The following is an 18,024-nucleotide window of genomic DNA, read 5'->3' on the forward strand; positions in this document are numbered from 1 at the left end:
GAGGTGCCTAGTAATTATCGTGGTCTTTCCATAGTTGTAATAATTGGGGAGCAGCTTAATCGTTTGGATGCTAAATGATAGCGGTTACTTTAGCGGAAGTCATAAAATGGTTAGATTTTTAGCATAACCGGAGGAGGACGGAGAGGGAGGCAGCTGTGACAACGTTGCCAGCTGGGAACCAGCTTACAGCGTGGACGCGTTTGGAGACTGCTGGTTTTTGTCAGACTTCAAACCGAGCCGGAGGACCGCCCCTCAGGCCGCAGGCGCTCCCCACAGCAGCCGGAATCTCTGGCAGCCGCAGGTGGAATTTCATATTCAACCTGAACAATGCCGACAAAAAAGGCCCCAGTCGTTAAACTGGGACCTCAACTACATAGATTACTTGGTCATAATGAACATTGGTAAAATCATTGGGTGCCGCTCAGTCTTCTCAAACAAGAAGTTTTGCAGATCGTCAATGACAGCATTGCGGATGGAAGCCTCGGTAGCCTTCGGATTGCGCATTGCCCGCCGAATGGTCTGGAAGACCCGCCGACGCCCTTCGTTCAAAAGTTCACCGGATTCACGCATGTAGACAAATCCGCGGGAAAGCAGGTCAGGGCCAGCCTTGATCTCTTGATTCTTGAGGTCAATGGTTGCCACAACAACGACCAAACCTTCTTCGGAAAGCAATTGACGGTCGCGTAAGACGACGTTGCCAATATCGCCGATACCAGAACCGTCAATGTAGACGTCTCCAGCAGTGAAGTGACCAGCGACCCGAGCTGAATCCTGGGTGAGGGCGAGAACGTCCCCATTTTGCAGGATGAAGCTGTGATCGAGGGGCACACCACATTGTTCGGCGAGTTCGGTATGAATTTTCAACATCCGGTATTCACCATGAATTGGCATGAAGAATTTCGGTTGCATCAGCCGGAGCATCAGCTTCTGTTCTTCTTGCCCACCATGGCCAGATGTATGAATGTTGTTGACCTTACCATGAATGACTTTGGCGCCGGCTTCTTCCAGTTCGTTAATGACCCGGTTGACCGAAATGGTGTTCCCAGGGATTGGGTTACTGGAGAAGACAACCGTATCGCCCGGCTGAATGGAAATTTGCCGGTGGGTTCCGTTGGCAATCCGTGAAAGGGCAGCCATAGGTTCACCTTGCGAACCGGTACACAAAATCAAAACTTTATTTGCCGGCATGGACCGAATGGCGTTCGCATCAACTAACGCTTCGTCGGGAATGTTTAAGTACCCGAGTTCGCGCCCGTTAACGATGGCCGCTTCCATTGACCGGCCGAAGACGGCAATCTTCCGGCCGTGAGCCAACGCCGTTTCACAGGCGGTCTCAATCCGGGAAATGTTAGAAGCAAAAGTAGCGAAGATGACCCGGCCTTCGACTTGGTCAAAAATCTTGCGGATGGATTTACCCACCCATTTTTCTGACTTCGTCCAGATCGGGCGTTCAGCGTTTGTGCTATCAGACATCAAGCACAGAACACCATCAGACCCCAGCTTAGCCATCTTTTGTAAATCAGGCGGCTGGCGGGTAACGGGGGTTAAGTCGAACTTATAGTCTCCCGTTTCCACGATTGTCCCAACCGGGGTATGCACGGCAACCCCTAAGGTATCGGGGATGGAGTGGGTGGTCCGGAAGAAAGTGACACTCATTTTCCGGAATTTGAGCACAGTGTCATCGTCAATTGTGTGTAGTTCAGTTGATTTAAGTAATCCGTGTTCTTCAAGCTTGTTCTTGATTAATGCTAAGGCTAACGGCCCCGCGTAGACGGGAACGTTGAGTGCCTTCAATAAATAAGGAATCCCGCCAATATGATCTTCATGGCCGTGGGTAATCACTAGCGCCTTGATTTTGGCTTGGTTTTCAACGAGGTATTGGTAATCAGGAATCACGTAATCGATTCCTAACAGTTCATCCTCTGGAAATTTAATTCCGGCATCAATTAGGATGATTTCATCCTGGAACTGAATACCGTAAGTGTTTTTCCCGATTTCACCAAGTCCACCCACGCCAAAGATAGCGGTCTCGTTATTCTTGACGTTTAACTTGTTCATTCAGTGAACTCCGTTAATTTGTAATTCGGATTCTGTTGTTCGTAAGCTAAGGTCTTTCCTTCGATAGCTTCAATGAATTCGATATTGTGGTCCGTGTGGGCTTCCACTTGGGCCCGGGCTTCAACTTCCGTTGGGGCGTCCAGGTAAAGTGAATGGGTTTCCTCGCGCTTAGGATTCCGCTTCTTATCTTCTTGGTAATATACTTTGTAAATCACAGACAAAACTCCTTCAATTTAAACGATTTAATTCGTCAACTCGTGAGTGAATGATGAATTATTTATGTCCTGCCGAACTGCGGGTTGCTTACACAACAATTAGCACAATTTTAGCATAGTTTCAGCTGATTGTATAGAATTACCCCTAGACGGCAAAACATGCTATGATTAAGGTAGTACGAAGTGAACGGAGGAAAAGCCATGGCGCTAATAGTGGAGATAATTATTGGAATCGTCATTGCGTTCGTGATTTACGTGATGATTCACCGCATGATCGTACAACGGGCAACGCGCATGGTCCGGCGTAATGCGCAAGATGAAACGGATGTGGCCGTCAAGGCGGCACTTCAGCGACTAGTGAACGACGACGTCTTGACGGAAGAAGAATGTCACATCACATCCGCAGTGACCGTTGCTGACGTCTGGGGCAGAGGTGTGATGGCCTTTGAGTATGCCATGCCAACCGGGATGGACACGGACCGGCGTTTACCACAGCTGGAAACTGCCTTTAATGAAGCCTTAGCTAGTTTTAGCGCCGATCATCAAGTGAAGGCAGTCGTTGCTGGGCCGGCCTTTGTCGTAAGCGACATCTGGTTATACGAGGGCCAACTACACGTGGATGTGGCCTACTTGATGAACGAGTCAACGGTGGAGTACTTGAAAGATTTAAAGAAACTTAATGATCCGGCCGTGAAAGACTTGTAAATGGGACCGGGGTGGTCAATGATTGTTTGGCTGGGTCGGTAACCAAGTATGTGCATGCCGGTCCGGTTAATCATTTACCAATCTGCGTGAAAGCGGGAACGGCCTGTCAGCTTACCAGCAGGGTGCTTGAAACAGTCCCGAGTGTCTGTGTGAGTCGATATTGTTAAAACAATCACAATATAATGGAAGAAACACATTTGTTTTGGTTCAAATCCTTTGAACATTGTTGCCGATGACCCGCTGTGGCGACTGGATGGGCGACTTAGAAGCTGGGCTTTTAGAAAAATTGGTGAATGGGCTAATCAGGTTGGGGTTCTCCTCTATAGAAGAAAGAAAAACGAATCAGGGATTCGGAAAGCCAGTCTTAAGACCGGTCTGACTGAATCCCTGATTCGTTTTTTGTACAGCTTTGGACGTGACTATCAACTCAGCTGACTCGTCAACTAAGCAAGCGAGCGTCTGCCAATCAAAAAGGCCCCATCGCAAGGACAGGACCTTTCATAACTGATTAGATGTAAAGCATAAAGTTAATTGAACTACTCAATCATAATCATATCGTCATTACGGGCGAATGGCTCGTCCTTGTCGATATGGTCGTAGAACAACGTACCATGCAAGTGATCAATTTCGTGTTGGCAGACGATGGCTGGGTAATTTTTCAGACGAATCTGATGTTTTTCTCCATTAACGTCATAGTAGCGTAACGTGATCCGGTCGTGACGGGGCACGAATCCGGGAACGTCCTTGTCAACGGACAGGCAACCTTCACCCTCGGTCAGGGCGCCCGGTTGGACGGATTCAGAGACGATGACGGGATTGATGATCACATCCGTGAAGGGCGACTTGCTGTCTTCATCGGGTGCGGGGACCAACACAGAAGCCATCTTCTTAGAAACACCCACTTGAGGTGCGGCTAACCCAACGCCGGCCCGCAAACCATATTTCTTACATTGGTCGGGGTCTTGGGAAACAACCAAGTATTCCATTAAGTCCTTAGCGAGTTGTTGGTCTTCATCAGAGAGGGGGAACTTAACGTCCGCAGCTTCTTGGCGTAAGACGGGGTCGCCATCACGGACAATATCTTTCATGAGAAACAAGAGCAATTACCTCCGCAAAATTTATATATAATTATGTACTATTGTAACATACCACCGAAAAGAAATGAAATGAAAAGAAAACGGTTTCTATTTTCAAAAAAAGTGAAAAATGTAAAATCACAACTCGCAGTAGGTGTTTGGCCGAATCCCTTTATTTGTCACAATGAAAGGGCTTGCATGAGTTGTGAAAAAATGGTACATTTTAAACGTAGTCAGGAAACGCAACGTTAACTCACTTTTAGTTAACAATTTCATATCAAGTGAAAGGAAAGTGTTACTTATGGCTAATGGAAGCAAACAGATTGTAGACTTTGCCAAAATCAAAGCTACGATGGCTGATCCGTACAAGCACCCGGTTCAAGTCATCAATGGAGATGGCAAGGTTGTTGATCCAGACACGTTGGCAAAATATTCAGATGACCAACTTGTTGACTTCATGAAGAAAATGGTTTGGGAGCGTACGTTACACGAACAAACAATGAACTTCTCCCGTCAGGGTCGTCTCGGTTTCTATGCTCCAACTGCCGGTGAGGAAGCCAGTGAAATGGGAAGTGTTACCGCATTTAAGGATCAAGACTTCCTGTTACCTGCATACCGTGATTTACCACAAATGATTCAACACGGTACTACCGTTGCAAAAGGTTTCTTATGGTCAAAGGGTCATGTTTCAGGGAATCAATACGAAAACCCTAACATGTTATTCCCACAAATTATCATTGGTGCACAATACGCTGAAACTGCCGGTGTTGCTTTGGGTATCCAAAAGAACGGCGACAAAGATCGCGTAGCATTCGTCTACACCGGTGATGGTGGGACTTCACAGGGTGACTGGTATGAAGGAATTAACTTTACTAGTGCCTACCAAGCACCAGCTGTATTCTTCGTACAAAACAACGGTTGGGCAATTTCCGTTCCACGGAAGAAGCAAACCGCTGCTGAAACCTTAGCTCAAAAGGCCGTTGCCATGGGTGTTCCTTCCGTCCAAGTTGATGGGATGGATATCGTGGCCGTTCACGAAGTTGCTAAGGCTGCTCGTGACTTTGCCGTTGCTGGCAATGGTCCTGTTGTTATTGAAACCTTAACTTACCGTTATGGTGCTCACTCCTCTGCTGGTGATGATCCTTCTCGTTACCGGACCGATGAAGAAACTAAGCCTTGGTTCGATGCTGATCCATTAATTCGTATGCGGAAGGTCTTAACTGACAAGGGCGTTTGGTCACAAGATCAAGAAGACAAGTTAGTTGATCAATACAAAGACGAATTTAAAGATGCAATGAAGGAAGCTGAAGCAGCACCTGCACAAAAGGTTTCTGACTTCTTGAAGTGGACTTACAATGTTCCTACTCCAGCAGTTAAGAAACAAATTGCAGAATTCGAAGCAAAGGAGTCGAAGTAATCATGGCTAAAATGACGTATATTAAAGCGATCACTTCTGGTCTGGACCAAGTCTTAAGCGATGACCCTAAGACGTTGATCTTCGGTGAAGATGTTGGTAAAAACGGTGGTGTGTTCCGTACTACTGTTGACTTACAAGACAAGTTTGGTGAAGACCGTGTCTTCGATACCCCACTTGCTGAATCCGGGATCCTTGGTTTAGCTATTGGTTTATCCTTAACCGGCTGGCGTCCAATTCCTGAAATCCAATTCATGGGCTTCACGTTCGAAGCAATGGATGGGATTGTTGGCCAATTGGCTCGTGACCACTACCGGTTTGGTGGCCAAAAGAACTTCCCTGTTACTATCCGTACACCATTTGGTGGTGGGACTCATACCGCCGAAATGCACGCTGATAACTTGGAAAACTACTTCGTTAGCACCCCAGGTCTGCGGGTTGTTACCGCATCAAACCCATACGATGCTAAGGGCTTAGTTATCTCCGCTGTTGAAAGCGACGATCCAGTTCTGTTCATGGAAAACTTGAAACTTTACCGTTCAATGAAGGATGAAGTTCCAGATGACAAGTACACTGTTCCGTTAGACTCCGCTAAGGTTGTTCGCGAAGGTACTGATATTACTCTCGTGGCCTACAGTGCTGAAGTCAACGAAGCCTTGACCGCTGCTGATGCTTTAGCTAAAGACAACATCTCTGCTGAAGTTATTGACCTGCGTTCCTTGTCACCAATTGACACTGATACGATCTATGCTTCCATTGACAAGACCCACAAGGTTGTTGTCATTCAAGAAGCACAACGGATGGCCGGTGTCGGCGCCGTTGTCGCATCAGACATTGCTGAAGACAAGATTATGTCATTGGATGCACCAATTGGCCGTGTGGCTGCGCCAGATAGCGTTTACCCGTTTGCCCAAGCTGAAAATGACTGGATCCCTAACTCCGATGACATCGAAGCTAAGGCTCGCGAAATCTTCAACTACTAATATTTATATCTAACATTGAAACGATAAAATTAACGATGTGGGAGACATCCTGCATTAGATGAAAGAAAGGAAGTTTTCCCATGGCTTATACGTTCAAACTCCCAGAGCTTGGTGAAGGAATGGCCGAAGGCGAAATTTCTTCATGGCTTGTTAAAGAAGGAGACGCTGTTAAGGAAGACGACACGTTAGTCGAAATCCAAAACGATAAGTCTGTCTCGGAATTACCATCACCCGTTGCTGGTACTATTTCAAAAATTGTTGCACAAGAAGGGGACACTGTTGAAATTGGCGATCCACTGATCGTTATTGACGATGGTTCAGATACCCCCGCTGACTTGAGTAAAGCTAGCGACTCCGCAGACGACGCGCCAGCTGAAGAAGCTGCACCCGCTCCTGCACCAGAACCAGCCGCAGCTCCAGCAGCACCTGCTGCCCCAGCCGCTGCACCTACTGGTGTTCCAGCCGCTTCAGATCCTAATAAGTTAGTTATGGCAATGCCATCCGTTCGTCAATACGCACGGGACAAAGGCGTTGACATTACCCAGGTTGCCCCAACCGGGAACCATGGCCAAATCTTGAAGGCTGACATCGACAACTTTAACGGCGCTGCTGCACCTGCAGCCGCTGCTGCTCCAGTTGCCGCAGCTGGTGGCAAGGCCGTTGCTGGTCAAGCTATCAAGCCTTGGAACGCTGACAACCCAGATCTTGAAACACGTGAACCAATGTCACCAATGCGGAAGATTATTGCCAAGAGCATGCGTACTTCCAAGGACATTGCGCCACATGTTACTTCATTCGATGAAGTTGAAGTATCTGCTTTGATGGCTAACCGTAAGAAGTACAAGCAGGCTGCTGCCGACAAGGACATCCACTTGACCTTCTTGCCTTACATTGTTAAGGCTTTGGTTGCTGTTATGAAGAAGTACCCTGAATTGAATGCATCTATTGATGACACGACTCAGGAAATCGTCTACAAGCACTACTACAACATTGGTATCGCAACCAACACTGATGATGGTCTTTACGTACCAAACATCAAGGCTGCTGATTCCAAGGGTATGTTTGAAATTGCTAAGGAAATCACTGAAAACACGCAAGCCGCTTATGACAACAAGTTAAGCCCAGCTTCCATGGCCGGTGGTTCTGTCACAATTTCTAACGTCGGCTCAATCGGTGGTGGCTGGTTTACCCCAGTTATCAACCAACCTGAAGTAGCTATTTTAGGTGTTGGCCGGATTGAAAAAGCCCCAATCGTTAACGAAGATGGCGACATCGTTGTTGGCCGTATGTTGAAGCTTTCTCTGAGTTACGACCACCGTCTGATTGATGGTGCTTTAGCTCAAAATATTTTGAACGACATGAAGGCATTGTTACATGATCCTGCAATGTTGTTAATGGAAGGGTAGGAATAATATGGCAGATGTTGAAAAAAAGGACACCGTCATCATCGGTGCTGGCCCCGGCGGCTACGTTGCTGCCATTCGGGCTTCCGAATTAGGCCAAAAGGTCACTTTAGTTGAACATGCTGACACAGTCGGTGGTGTTTGCTTAAACGTTGGCTGTGTTCCTTCTAAAGCTTTGATTCAAGCGGGTCACCGTTTGGAACAAGCTAAAGATGGTGCTACCTATGGGATTTCAACGAACGATGCTAAAATCGATTTCGCCAAGACCCAAGAATGGAAGCAAAAGAAGGTTGTCGACCGGATGACCGGTGGTGTTAACATGTTGCTGAAGAAGCACCATGTTGATATCGTTAAGGGAGACGCTGTCTTCTTAAGCGATACCCAATTACGGGTTATGCCTACTGGTGAAAAGCAATTCATGTCCACCGACACGGGTTCTACTTTCGAATTCAATAACTTGATTATTGCATCCGGTTCTCACCCAATCGAAATCCCTGGCTTCAAATTTGAAGGCCGGGTAATCGATTCAACTGGTGGCTTGGCTTTGCCACAAATCCCTAAAGAATTCATCGTTATCGGTGGTGGTTACGTCGGGACAGAATTGGCTGGTGCATACGCTAGCTTAGGCGCTCACGTAACAATCCTTGAAGGTACGAAGTCAATTCTGCCTAACTTCACGAAGGACATGGTTTCTGTTGTTCTTAAGAACCTGAAGAAGAAGGGCGTTGACGTGATTACCAGCGCTATGGCTAAGAGTTCCAAGCAAGACGACAACAGTGTCAGTGTGACCTACGCTGTCGACGGCAAGGAATCTACGATTAAGGCTGACTACTGCATGGTCACCGTTGGTCGTAAGCCAAGCACGGACGACTTGGGCTTGGAATACACCAAGGTTAAGTTGAACGATCATGGTCAAATCAAGGTTGATGTCCAAGGCCGGACCGACTCAGAACACATCTGGGCCGTTGGGGACTGTGTTCCTGGTGCCGCTTTGGCTCACAAGGCCTTCTTTGAAGGTAAGACGGCTGCCGGAGCTATCTCTGGTAAGAAGACTGCTAACGATTACGTTAGTGTTCCCGCTGTTTGCTTCTCCGATCCTGAAATTGCTACGGTTGGTTACAACGAAGCCGAAGCTAAGGATAAGGGCATCAAGGTCAAGACTGCTAAGTTCCCATTTGCTGGGAATGCACGTGCCGTTTCATTGGACGCTCCTGAAGGTTTTGTTCGGTTCATCTACACGGATGACGACAACAAGAACATCGTGGGTGCCGAAGCGGTTGGCCCTGAAGTCAGCACCATGGCTGGTGAATTATCAATCATCGTTAACGACGGCTTGAACGTTGAAGACGTTGCTCTGACCATTCACCCACACCCAACGTTAAACGAACCAATCCAAGAAGCTGCAGATATTGCTTTGGGCTTCCCAACCCATCTCTAATGTTTCCGCGATTGTTAAATAGCGTTACAGAAAAGCTGCCATCTTTGGCGGCTTTTTTGCTGTCCTCGGGGTTTGGGCTTGGGTCAAATGCTTTGGGTCAAATGCGTTAGCGCAGGTTGTGGTGGATTGGCCGCCTGCGGCTTCCAGGGTTCCGCCTGCTGTGGGGTCGCTTCCAGCCTGAGCTTCCAGCTCGACTTTGAGCCGCAAAGTTCAGGCGTCTCAAAGGTCGCCCCATGGACTAGGTTGAGTGAGGTACCTCAGCCAAGGCCATCGACACAGCTGGCTCCGCCCTGGCTTCCTCCGGCTCTTCGATTGCGGACCGATTTGTCTGCTGATTTGGCCCAAGCCCAAGCCCAAGCCCAAGCCCAAGCCCAAGCCCAAGCCCAAGCCCAAGCCCAAGCCCAAGCCCAAGCCCAAGCCCAAGCCCAAGCCCAAGCCCAAGTTGAGTGACCGGGTGTAAGCTTGCGAGAAAAAGCTGTAGCTGATAACACCACAAACACTGATACTACATAGGACGATTGCTAACGCTTGACTATCAGCAACATTGGTTAAATCTAAATCTGCTAGCTTACCGGTCGTCAACGTTAGGCTGGAACGCTGTTGGCAAGAAACTGACAATCTATGGGTATGCCAACGCACTTTGAACCGCGTAGCCGTGGCATTCCCTACGAGAGACCACATGGAAATTTCACGGCTGAACCTGAATTTAATTCACTTACGCTTCAATAGAGTTCAACCAATAGTCCTAGCTAAACGTTACCAGTCCAGTGATGGCTACCTCAACTTCATGTTGACTAACGGTCGTAACCGGATGAGGAGAGATGTCCGTACCTAGGTCGGAGGACTGCTGCTCAGACCGCAGACAGTCCCCACAGCCGCCAGAATCTCGGGCAGCTTTCAACCAAAGTTGATTGTTACAGCTTGCTATCCCGGACGGTTCACTTATAATGGAGCTATGACTTGCATCTGCAGAAAAGATAATTGTGAAAAAAGGAGGGTCACCCATGAAACCAACGTTGATTATTCAAGGCAATTTTGATCAGGCTAGTCAGTTGATCCGACAATTGCTGGTGGCAGATTTGCCACTGGAATGCGTCGTGATGTCGAACGTTACCGATGATGCGCCGCGATATCAGGCGTTGATGGTGGCCAGTGCATTAGCGCCACAGATGACTTTACGGGTTGGGACCGCCGTGGATTACGGTAAAGCAGACTGGCTCATTGTCCTGGACCGGGCTGCGCAAGAGACCACGCCGGCAGCTGAAGTCGCTGAGTTGCGGCTCTTCATGAACCGTATTGTGGAAAATGGGTTCAAGGGACAACTCGTCTTCTGTGGTGATCACGATGAACTCCTAACATACTTTGCTTGGAAGTTTTCTGGGCTGAATCGGAGTCAAATCTGGGGCCTGGGAACGTTCCCGTTAGCACGCTTGTTGACGTTTCGTCTGGCTGAACGGTTGGGAGTCGGGGTCACGGCTGTTCAAGCGGCTGTCGTTGGTACGGCGGCGAAGCCTATTGTGGCGTGGAGTCGGACCTATGTTGGACCAGCACCCATTTTGATGTATTTGGCAAACGAGGATGCTAAGTTTAACGCCGAGGATCTGGGGAAGATGGCGAGTTGGCTGGAACGCGAGGCCGGTGAAGACCAACAAATGTTGCGTTCTATGGCCCTTATTCGGCTGTTAGAGGCCGACCTGACCAATCAACCACTGATTGCTTCAGTGACCAACATTCACGACGAGGAGCCGGCTTATGCCGCGGCAACACCGGTTTTGGTGAACGCCAGCGGTGTCAAACGGCTGACAAACCTGGCTCTGTCGGAAGATGAGCAACAAGAATTTGCGGAACAGGGCCAACGGTTACGAGAAAATATTGCGACCATTGCTGGTCAACAGACGGAGGGACGCGCTTAATGGAACCGAATAATTATGCATATCCGTTGCAGGAAGATTGGTCTACTGCCGATATTGTGGCGGTAACGACCCTGTATCAACGGGTAGAAGACGCTTATGAATTGTCACAGGGCGTGGCCAGTGCGGATTTACTGACGGCTTACCGGGCATTTCAGGAAGTTGTTCCCAAAAAGTTTGAAGAGAAGCAACTCGATAAAGCCTTTGAAGAGGCGGCGGGGTACAGCATTTATCGGACGATGAAGCGTGCTCGGCAGGAAAATGGCCAGATCAAGATGAAAGGACAGGCGTAGCATGAGCCAAGATTGGCAGCAACTCAATACCGCAATTATCAGCTTAATGAAGGAGGCTCGGCAAAACGTCTTGCAAAAGATGCGGAGCCCGCTGACCGTCGCTGAAAAGTCTAATCGGAAAGACTTAGTCACCAATGTGGACAAGGCAAATGAAAAATTTTTAATTGAAGGCATTCGCCGAATTGATCCCACGGCTAAGGTTTTGGGTGAAGAGGGTTTTGGTGATGAGCTCACCAGTCTCGACGGTCGCGTCTGGATTGTGGATCCCATTGATGGCACGATGAACTTTGTGAAGCAGCAGGACAACTTCGCCATTATGATTGGCATCTACCAGGATGGTGTAGGTCAGCTGGGGTACATTTTTGACGTGATGAATGATGTAATGTACCACGGCGGACCCCAATTAGACGGTGTTTGGGCGAATGAACGGCAGTTATCTGCGCCGGCCGACATTGCCTTGGCAGACGGCCTGATTGGTGCCAGTGGTCCGTTAGTTATTCACGATATCGCGCACATGCAGGAGATTATTCACGTGAGTTCCGGCATGCGCGTGCTCGGCAGTGCCGGTATTGAAATGGTCAATATCATGAATGGTAAGTCACTGGGGTACATTTCACACTTGAAGCCTTGGGACATTGCGGCCGGTCAAGTGCTGTTAAATCAGCTCGGTGTTCAGGTCTCTACTATTGACGGAAAACCACTCGATATGTTATCATCTAATCTTGTACTAGTAGCGACGAAAAAAGCGCAACGTGATATTCTTCGAATCGAGGAAGATGACGTCTCACTGTGACCCTGTCACAGTTTTTTTATGCGGCTGGCCGATTACGGATGGACTTTACCAGCTATTGACGCTACAATGAGCGTACTTACAGACGTAAGCATGCCGTGATCCATCTAATTTAACAAGCACGAAAGGAAGAAATACACTTGAAAATCAGAGATGATATCCGCAACATTGCCATCATTGCCCACGTTGACCACGGGAAGACGACCCTGGTTAACGAAATGCTGAAACAATCCGATACGTTAGACGAACACGCTTCTATTGAAGACCGTGCCCTCGACACTAACGCGATTGAAAAGGAACGGGGCATTACGATCCTGTCCAAGAACACCGCTGTTCGTTACGGTGACAAGCAAATCAACATCTTGGATACCCCAGGACACGCCGACTTTGGTGGTGAAGTGGAACGGATCATGCGCATGGTTGACGGCGTTTTGTTGGTTGTCGATGCCTATGAAGGTACGATGCCACAAACCCGTTTCGTTCTGAAGAAGGCCCTCGATCAACACTTAACCCCAATCGTGGTTATCAACAAGGTTGACCGTGAAGGTGCTCGTCCTTCCGAAGTCGTTGACGAAGTCTTAGACCTCTTCATCGAATTAGGTGCTGACGAAGACCAATTGGACTTCCCAGTCGTTTACGCCTCAGCTATGAACGGGACTTCTAGCTACGAGCCAGAAATCTCCTCACAAGAACACACCATGAAGCCTGTGTTTGAAACCATCGTTAAGCACATCCCAGCCCCAATTGACAACAGTGAGGAACCCTTACAGTTCCAAGTTGCCATGCTCGATTACAACGATTTCGTTGGTCGGATTGGGATTGGCCGGATCTTCCGTGGGAAGGTTAAGGTCGGCGATAGTGTTACCGTTATGAAGCTTGATGGTTCTAAGCAAAACTTCCGGGTTACCAAGTTATTTGGTTTCTTCGGTTTGAAGCGTTTGGAAATCAAAGAAGCCCAAGCCGGTGACTTGATTGCCGTTTCTGGGATGGATGAAATCAACGTTGGGGAAACCGTTGTGGCTCCTGACACGTTGGAACCACTTCCAGTTCTGCGGATTGACGAACCAACGCTGCAAATGACTTTCCGGACCAACGACTCACCATTTGCTGGTCGTGAAGGTAAGTTTGTGACGTCTCGTCAAATCGAAGAACGTTTGAAGCGCGAATTGCATACTGACGTTTCCTTACGAGTTGACGACACTGACAACCCTGGTGCTTGGGTCGTTTCTGGTCGTGGTGAACTTCACTTGTCCATCTTGATTGAAACCATGCGTCGTGAAGGCTTCGAATTACAAGCTTCCCGTCCAGAAGTTATCTACAGAACAATCGATAACGTTCGTTCAGAACCTTTCGAATCTGTTCAGATCGATACGCCTGACGAATATACCGGTTCAATCATTGACACGCTTTCTCAACGTAAGGGTGAAATGAAGAACATGGAAGCCGTTGGTAACGGTCAAACTCGTTTGACCTTCTTGGCCCCATCACGTGGATTGATCGGTTACTCAACCGAATTCTTATCCTTAACGCGTGGATACGGGATCATGAACCATACCTTCTCTAAGTACATGCCAGTTATCAAGAACTGGAACCCTGGTCGTCATAACGGGACTCTGGTTTCAATCAACTCTGGTAAGGTAACCACTTACGCTATCATGGCCGTTCAAGACCGTGGGATCGTGTTTACTGATGCCGGGACTGAAGTGTACGAAGGGATGATCATTGGCCAAAACAGCCGTGATAACGACATCTCCGTTAACATTACCCGTGGCCGGAACCAAACTAACGTCCGGGCCGCCGGTTCTGAAGATATTGCCAAAGTTAAGACACCATTGAAGATGTCTCTGGAAGAATCACTGGAATTCATTAACGAAGATGAATACTGTGAAATCACCCCAGACCATGTTCGTCTGCGGAAGCAAATCTTGAACACCAGCGAACGGGAAAAGGCTGCCAAGAAGCGGAAGACCGCTGCGCGGAAGTAATTTAAAACTTAAATAAATTTTAACGGTAAGACGAAGTGAGGTAACTCACGGGTCTTACCGTTTTTTTTATGGCAAAATCACCAGCGAGCTATGCTATAATGTAAACATTCGATTACCGCTAGACGGCGGTAGACTTGGAGCGAATTAATCGTATGCGAAAGTTAAAATATTTAGATTATTGGTTACTGGTGCCTTATTTAATATTGAGCGTTTTCGGGATTGTGATGGTGTACTCTGCCAGTGCCGACATTGGGTCTCAAAATGGGGGGAGTCCTGGTAGCTACTTAATTAAGCAGGCACTGTACGTGTTCTTAGGCTTTCTGATCTTAGGCTTCATGATTATGATGAATATTAATAAATTACGGGAAAAACGGTTGATCCAAATTGCTGGGTATGTCGCCTATGGTGCTCTGTTTTTCCTATTGGTCAAGGGCCAGACCATTAATGGGGCTGCTGGATGGATCCATTTGGGCGCATTTAGTCTCCAACCGGCCGAGTTTGTTAAATTTTATGTGATTATTTGGCTCTCAAACGTGATTGCCAAACGGCAGGATGAGCTTGAGGAATACAGTTGGTGGTCCACCATGCAAAAGCCGTTGTTGGTGTGCGCAATTATTTTGGCACTCATCATCAAACAACCCGACTTAGGGGGCGCGGCCATTAATGGCGCCATCATGTTCGTTTTATTCCTGAGCAGTGGCATTAAACCTCGTTTGTCAAAGACGATATTTACGGGGATTGTTGCTGGAGGAATCTTTGTGTTAATGCCGTTCTTGGCCTGGTTAGCGACTTCTTCTGCGGGCAAGGGTTCATACCAATTGCAACGGATCGTGGCGTTCATGAACCCCTTTAAACACGCACAGGGAGTCGGCCAACAACTGGTCAATTCCTATTACGCGATTAGCAATGGGGGAATCTTTGGTGTCGGTTGGGGGAATAGTATTCAGAAGACAGGTTATCTGCCAGAACCCAACACCGACTTTATCATGGCGATTTTGACCGAGGAACTTGGCCTGATTACGGCATTGGCTGTCGTGGCGTTGCTCTTTGTGATTATTTTACGGACGGTGCTGGTGGGGGTTCGAAGTAGTTCGACCTATCAGACATTGATCTGTTACGGGGCAGCGACTTACCTGGCCGTACAGACCTCCTTTAACTTAGGGGGCGTGCTGGGTTTCTTACCAATTACCGGGGTGACGTTCCCATTTATCAGTTACGGGGGTTCCAGTACCTGGACGCTGGCGCTGGTCATGGGAGTTGTCATGAACATTAGTGCCCGGCAAAAGCGTTACCGAATGACCCATTAAATAAAAAAAGAACAATAAATAGGAGGTTAACTCATGGCATTTGACATGCAAGCACGACAGAGTCTGGTCGTGTATACGTATAGTTTGAAACAAACGCGGCAACTCAAGCGCTATGGTACCGTGATGTACGTCTCAAAGAAGATGCGCTACGTGGTGCTCTACGTGAACCAGGAGGACGTTGCTAGTTTAACGGACCAACTGGGTAAGCTGCGTTTTGTGAAACGTGTCGTGGCGTCAGCACGGCCTGATATTAGTGAAACCTTTAATGGGGTTGCCGAAGAAATGACCAGCAATCCTGACCCTGAAGCAGAGGATGATGACGAATGAGAATTGTCGCAGGTGATTTTGGCGGCCGGCGATTGAAAGCCGTGCCGGGGATGGCAACCCGCCCCACGACAGATAAGGTCAAGGAAGCCCTATTTAACATTATTGGCCCGTACTTTGATGGTGGTCGGAGCCTGGATCTGTTTGCGGGTTCTGGTGGCTTAAGCATTGAAGCCGTTTCGCGGGGGATTGATCAGGCTGTCTTGATTGATCGGCAGTACGCGGCTATTCAAACGATTAAAGATAACGTCGCCGTGACAAAAGCGCCCGACCAGTTTGAAATTTTAAAACGGGACGCCAGCCGGGCCGTTCAAGAACTGGCGGACCGGGGCGACCAGTTTGATTTGGTCTTTTTTGACCCACCATACGCGCAGCAAAAAATCGTTGCCCAAATGATGCAATTGGCTGAACTGAGCCTATTGACGCCAACCGCACGAATTGTGTGTGAAACCGATCAAAAGGCCCAGCTACCGGATGATGTCGATGGCTTTCATTTTATTGAGCGCCGAGACTACGGGATTACTGAACTGACGATTTACGGGATGGGAAGTGAGTCCGAATGACGATTGCCGTTTTTCCCGGGAGTTTTGACCCGTTGACCAATGGCCATCTGGATCTCATCACCCGGGCCAGTAAAATTTTCGACCAGCTGATCGTTGCCGTGGGGCAGAACACGTCTAAGCGGGGCGTCTTTACCACGGATGAACGGGTGGCTTTTATTGAAAAGACCACGCAACACCTGGCAAACGTCTCTGTCCGGGTCGAAACCGGACTGACCGTGAGCTTTATGCAGGACATTCACGCAACCGTCTTAGTACGGGGGATTCGTAATAGTGTGGACTTCGAGTACGAACAGGGGATTGCGGGGATGAATCGGACCTTGGATCCGAACGTGGATACCGTGTGTCTGATGGCGAATCCGCAGTACCAATTCGTTTCTTCCAGTCTGCTCAAGGAAGTGGCCCGTTTTGGGGGCAATCTAACGAACTTGGTACCGCCTATCGTGGCCGATGCGCTGGTTACCCGATTAGAAGGTGAGCAGTAGATGCGGAAATTAACACGGCGTGAGTGGCGGCAAATCATCGTGACAATGGTTCTGACAGCGGCAGTTTTGGCGTTCTTTTTCCTGCCGTTGCCGAAGTACATTGAGGGCCCAGGCGAAGCGGATAATTTAAAATCCTTCGTTAGCATGCCGGGCCATCCCGATAAATACAAAGGCAAGTACATGATTACCTCGGTCGCCCTGTCGCAAGCACGGCCGGCAACGTATCTGTACGCGAAGTTGAACTCGTACTATAGTATCGAGAGTGTGGACGCCGTGACGGGTGGCGAAAGCAATGCCACCTATGACAAGGTCCAGGATTTTTATATGCAGAGTGCGATTAACGAATCGATTTATACTGCCTACCGAGCGGCCCACAAGTCGGTTACCCGGCACTATTTGGGAATCTACGTCTTAAGCGTGGATGCGAAGTCGCCGTTTGCCGGTTCGCTCAAAGTTGGTGATACGGTGACGAAAGTCAATGGCCATCATTACAATTCGATGGTCGGCTACCAACACTACATTCAACAACAAAAGGTTGGTCAGAAGGCAACGATTACGTATCAACACAATGGTAAGACCAAACAGGTGACGAAGAAATTGATGCGGCTACCAACTAAGAAGGCAGGCATTGGGATTACACTGACCGATAACGTTAAGGTGACAGCTAAGCCCAAGGTTTCCATCAACGCCGGCCAAATTGGTGGCCCCTCTGGCGGGCTGATGTTTAGCCTTCAGGTCTACACGCAGGTCACGGGTAAGAATCTGCGCCACGGCCAAAAGATTGCCGGGACGGGGACCGTTGACGGTAATGGTAACGTTGGTGAAATTGGGGGGATCGACAAGAAGATTATCGCGGCCAAACGTGCGGGCGCTACGGTCTTCTTCGCGCCCTACGTCAAGCCAACGAAACTCCTTTTGAAATATGAGGAGCAGCATAAGACCAATTATCAACTGGCCAAAGCGACGGCCAAAAAGTATGCGCCTAACATGAAGGTTGTGCCAGTGAAGACCTTTAGTGATGCGGTTCATTACTTGGAGACTCATAAATAAGTAACAGTGAGATGCCTGGGACAAGTGC

General features: G+C 48.5%; 18 protein-coding genes. 15 read left to right on the forward strand and 3 right to left on the reverse strand.

Translation table 11 applies throughout. The features are described from left to right. Positions 1-378 precede the first annotated feature (378 nt). Both rnjA and EKM99_RS00170 read right to left on the reverse strand, forming a co-directional pair. On the reverse strand, positions 379-2,058 hold the full coding sequence (rnjA, locus tag EKM99_RS00165; protein WP_125579697.1) for a ribonuclease J1: 1,680 nt from the start codon (positions 2,056-2,058) through the stop codon (positions 379-381). Then, entirely contained in the window at positions 2,055-2,273 is a 219-nt protein-coding gene (locus tag EKM99_RS00170; protein WP_125579699.1) for a DNA-directed RNA polymerase subunit epsilon, read from the reverse strand. Before EKM99_RS00170 ends, rnjA begins: the two co-directional genes overlap by 4 nt. Positions 2,274-2,474: 201 nt before the next feature. On the opposite strand from EKM99_RS00170, the gene EKM99_RS00175 reads away from it, so the two are divergent. After that, positions 2,475-2,978 carry a hypothetical protein gene (locus tag EKM99_RS00175; RefSeq protein WP_125579701.1) on the forward strand — a complete coding sequence of 168 codons (504 nt, stop codon included), beginning with the start codon at positions 2,475-2,477 and terminating at the stop codon, positions 2,976-2,978. A 536-nt stretch (positions 2,979-3,514) separates the two neighbouring features. Here the strand turns inward: EKM99_RS00175 and def are convergent. Next, a complete protein-coding gene (gene def / locus EKM99_RS00180) occupies positions 3,515-4,075 on the reverse strand; it encodes a peptide deformylase (RefSeq protein ID WP_125579703.1) in 561 nt (186 codons plus the stop codon). Positions 4,076-4,355: 280 nt separating this feature from the next. On the opposite strand from def, the gene pdhA reads away from it, so the two are divergent. The 14 genes from pdhA (at position 4,356) to EKM99_RS00250 (ending at position 17,996) form a co-directional block, all read left to right on the forward strand. Next, positions 4,356-5,471 carry a pyruvate dehydrogenase (acetyl-transferring) E1 component subunit alpha gene (gene pdhA / locus EKM99_RS00185; RefSeq protein WP_125579705.1) on the forward strand — a complete coding sequence of 372 codons (1,116 nt, stop codon included), beginning with the start codon at positions 4,356-4,358 and terminating at the stop codon, positions 5,469-5,471. A 2-nt stretch (positions 5,472-5,473) separates the two neighbouring features. After that, entirely contained in the window at positions 5,474-6,451 is a 978-nt protein-coding gene (locus EKM99_RS00190) for an alpha-ketoacid dehydrogenase subunit beta (protein ID WP_125579707.1), read from the forward strand. An 80-nt stretch (positions 6,452-6,531) separates the two neighbouring features. Continuing rightward, positions 6,532-7,857 carry a dihydrolipoamide acetyltransferase family protein gene (locus tag EKM99_RS00195; protein WP_125579709.1) on the forward strand — a complete coding sequence of 442 codons (1,326 nt, stop codon included), beginning with the start codon at positions 6,532-6,534 and terminating at the stop codon, positions 7,855-7,857. Between the two features lie 7 nt (positions 7,858-7,864). Next, the gene (gene lpdA, locus EKM99_RS00200; protein WP_125579711.1) at positions 7,865-9,292 is read left to right on the forward strand and encodes a dihydrolipoyl dehydrogenase; all 1,428 of its coding nucleotides are present in this window, start codon (positions 7,865-7,867) and stop codon (positions 9,290-9,292) included. A gap of 312 nt (positions 9,293-9,604) precedes the next feature. Further along, positions 9,605-9,742 carry a hypothetical protein gene (locus EKM99_RS00205; RefSeq protein ID WP_191983283.1) on the forward strand — a complete coding sequence of 46 codons (138 nt, stop codon included), beginning with the start codon at positions 9,605-9,607 and terminating at the stop codon, positions 9,740-9,742. A 554-nt stretch (positions 9,743-10,296) separates the two neighbouring features. Next, positions 10,297-11,205 carry a Rossmann-fold NAD(P)-binding domain-containing protein gene (locus tag EKM99_RS00210; protein ID WP_125579714.1) on the forward strand — a complete coding sequence of 303 codons (909 nt, stop codon included), beginning with the start codon at positions 10,297-10,299 and terminating at the stop codon, positions 11,203-11,205. Next, positions 11,205-11,495: a UPF0223 family protein gene (locus EKM99_RS00215; protein ID WP_125579716.1), complete on the forward strand. Its 291-nt coding sequence runs from the start codon at positions 11,205-11,207 to the stop codon at positions 11,493-11,495. The genes EKM99_RS00210 and EKM99_RS00215 overlap by 1 nt, the downstream gene beginning before the upstream one ends. A 1-nt stretch (position 11,496) precedes the next feature. Beyond that, positions 11,497-12,288, forward strand: a complete 792-nt coding sequence (locus tag EKM99_RS00220; protein WP_125579718.1) for an inositol monophosphatase family protein — start codon at positions 11,497-11,499, stop codon at positions 12,286-12,288. A 137-nt stretch (positions 12,289-12,425) separates the two neighbouring features. Beyond that, positions 12,426-14,270: a translational GTPase TypA gene (gene typA, locus EKM99_RS00225; RefSeq protein ID WP_125579720.1), complete on the forward strand. Its 1,845-nt coding sequence runs from the start codon at positions 12,426-12,428 to the stop codon at positions 14,268-14,270. Positions 14,271-14,422: 152 nt separating this feature from the next. Then, positions 14,423-15,577 carry an FtsW/RodA/SpoVE family cell cycle protein gene (locus EKM99_RS00230; RefSeq protein ID WP_125579722.1) on the forward strand — a complete coding sequence of 385 codons (1,155 nt, stop codon included), beginning with the start codon at positions 14,423-14,425 and terminating at the stop codon, positions 15,575-15,577. A 33-nt stretch (positions 15,578-15,610) separates the two neighbouring features. Further along, on the forward strand, positions 15,611-15,904 hold the full coding sequence (locus tag EKM99_RS00235; protein ID WP_125579724.1) for a YlbG family protein: 294 nt from the start codon (positions 15,611-15,613) through the stop codon (positions 15,902-15,904). Further along, positions 15,901-16,464 (forward strand): 16S rRNA (guanine(966)-N(2))-methyltransferase RsmD, encoded by a 564-nt coding sequence (rsmD, locus tag EKM99_RS00240; protein ID WP_125579726.1) that lies wholly within the window; start codon positions 15,901-15,903, stop codon positions 16,462-16,464. Before EKM99_RS00235 ends, rsmD begins: the two co-directional genes overlap by 4 nt. Continuing rightward, the gene (coaD, locus tag EKM99_RS00245) at positions 16,461-16,946 is read left to right on the forward strand and encodes a pantetheine-phosphate adenylyltransferase (RefSeq protein ID WP_125579728.1); all 486 of its coding nucleotides are present in this window, start codon (positions 16,461-16,463) and stop codon (positions 16,944-16,946) included. Before rsmD ends, coaD begins: the two co-directional genes overlap by 4 nt. Next, complete coding sequence (locus EKM99_RS00250; RefSeq protein ID WP_125579730.1) at positions 16,947-17,996, forward strand: SepM family pheromone-processing serine protease; 1,050 nt, start codon at positions 16,947-16,949, stop codon at positions 17,994-17,996. Positions 17,997-18,024: the final 28 nt, after the last annotated feature.

Origin of the sequence: Levilactobacillus cerevisiae (assembly GCF_003946245.1) — a bacterium.
Lineage (GTDB): Bacteria > Bacillota > Bacilli > Lactobacillales > Lactobacillaceae > Levilactobacillus > Levilactobacillus cerevisiae.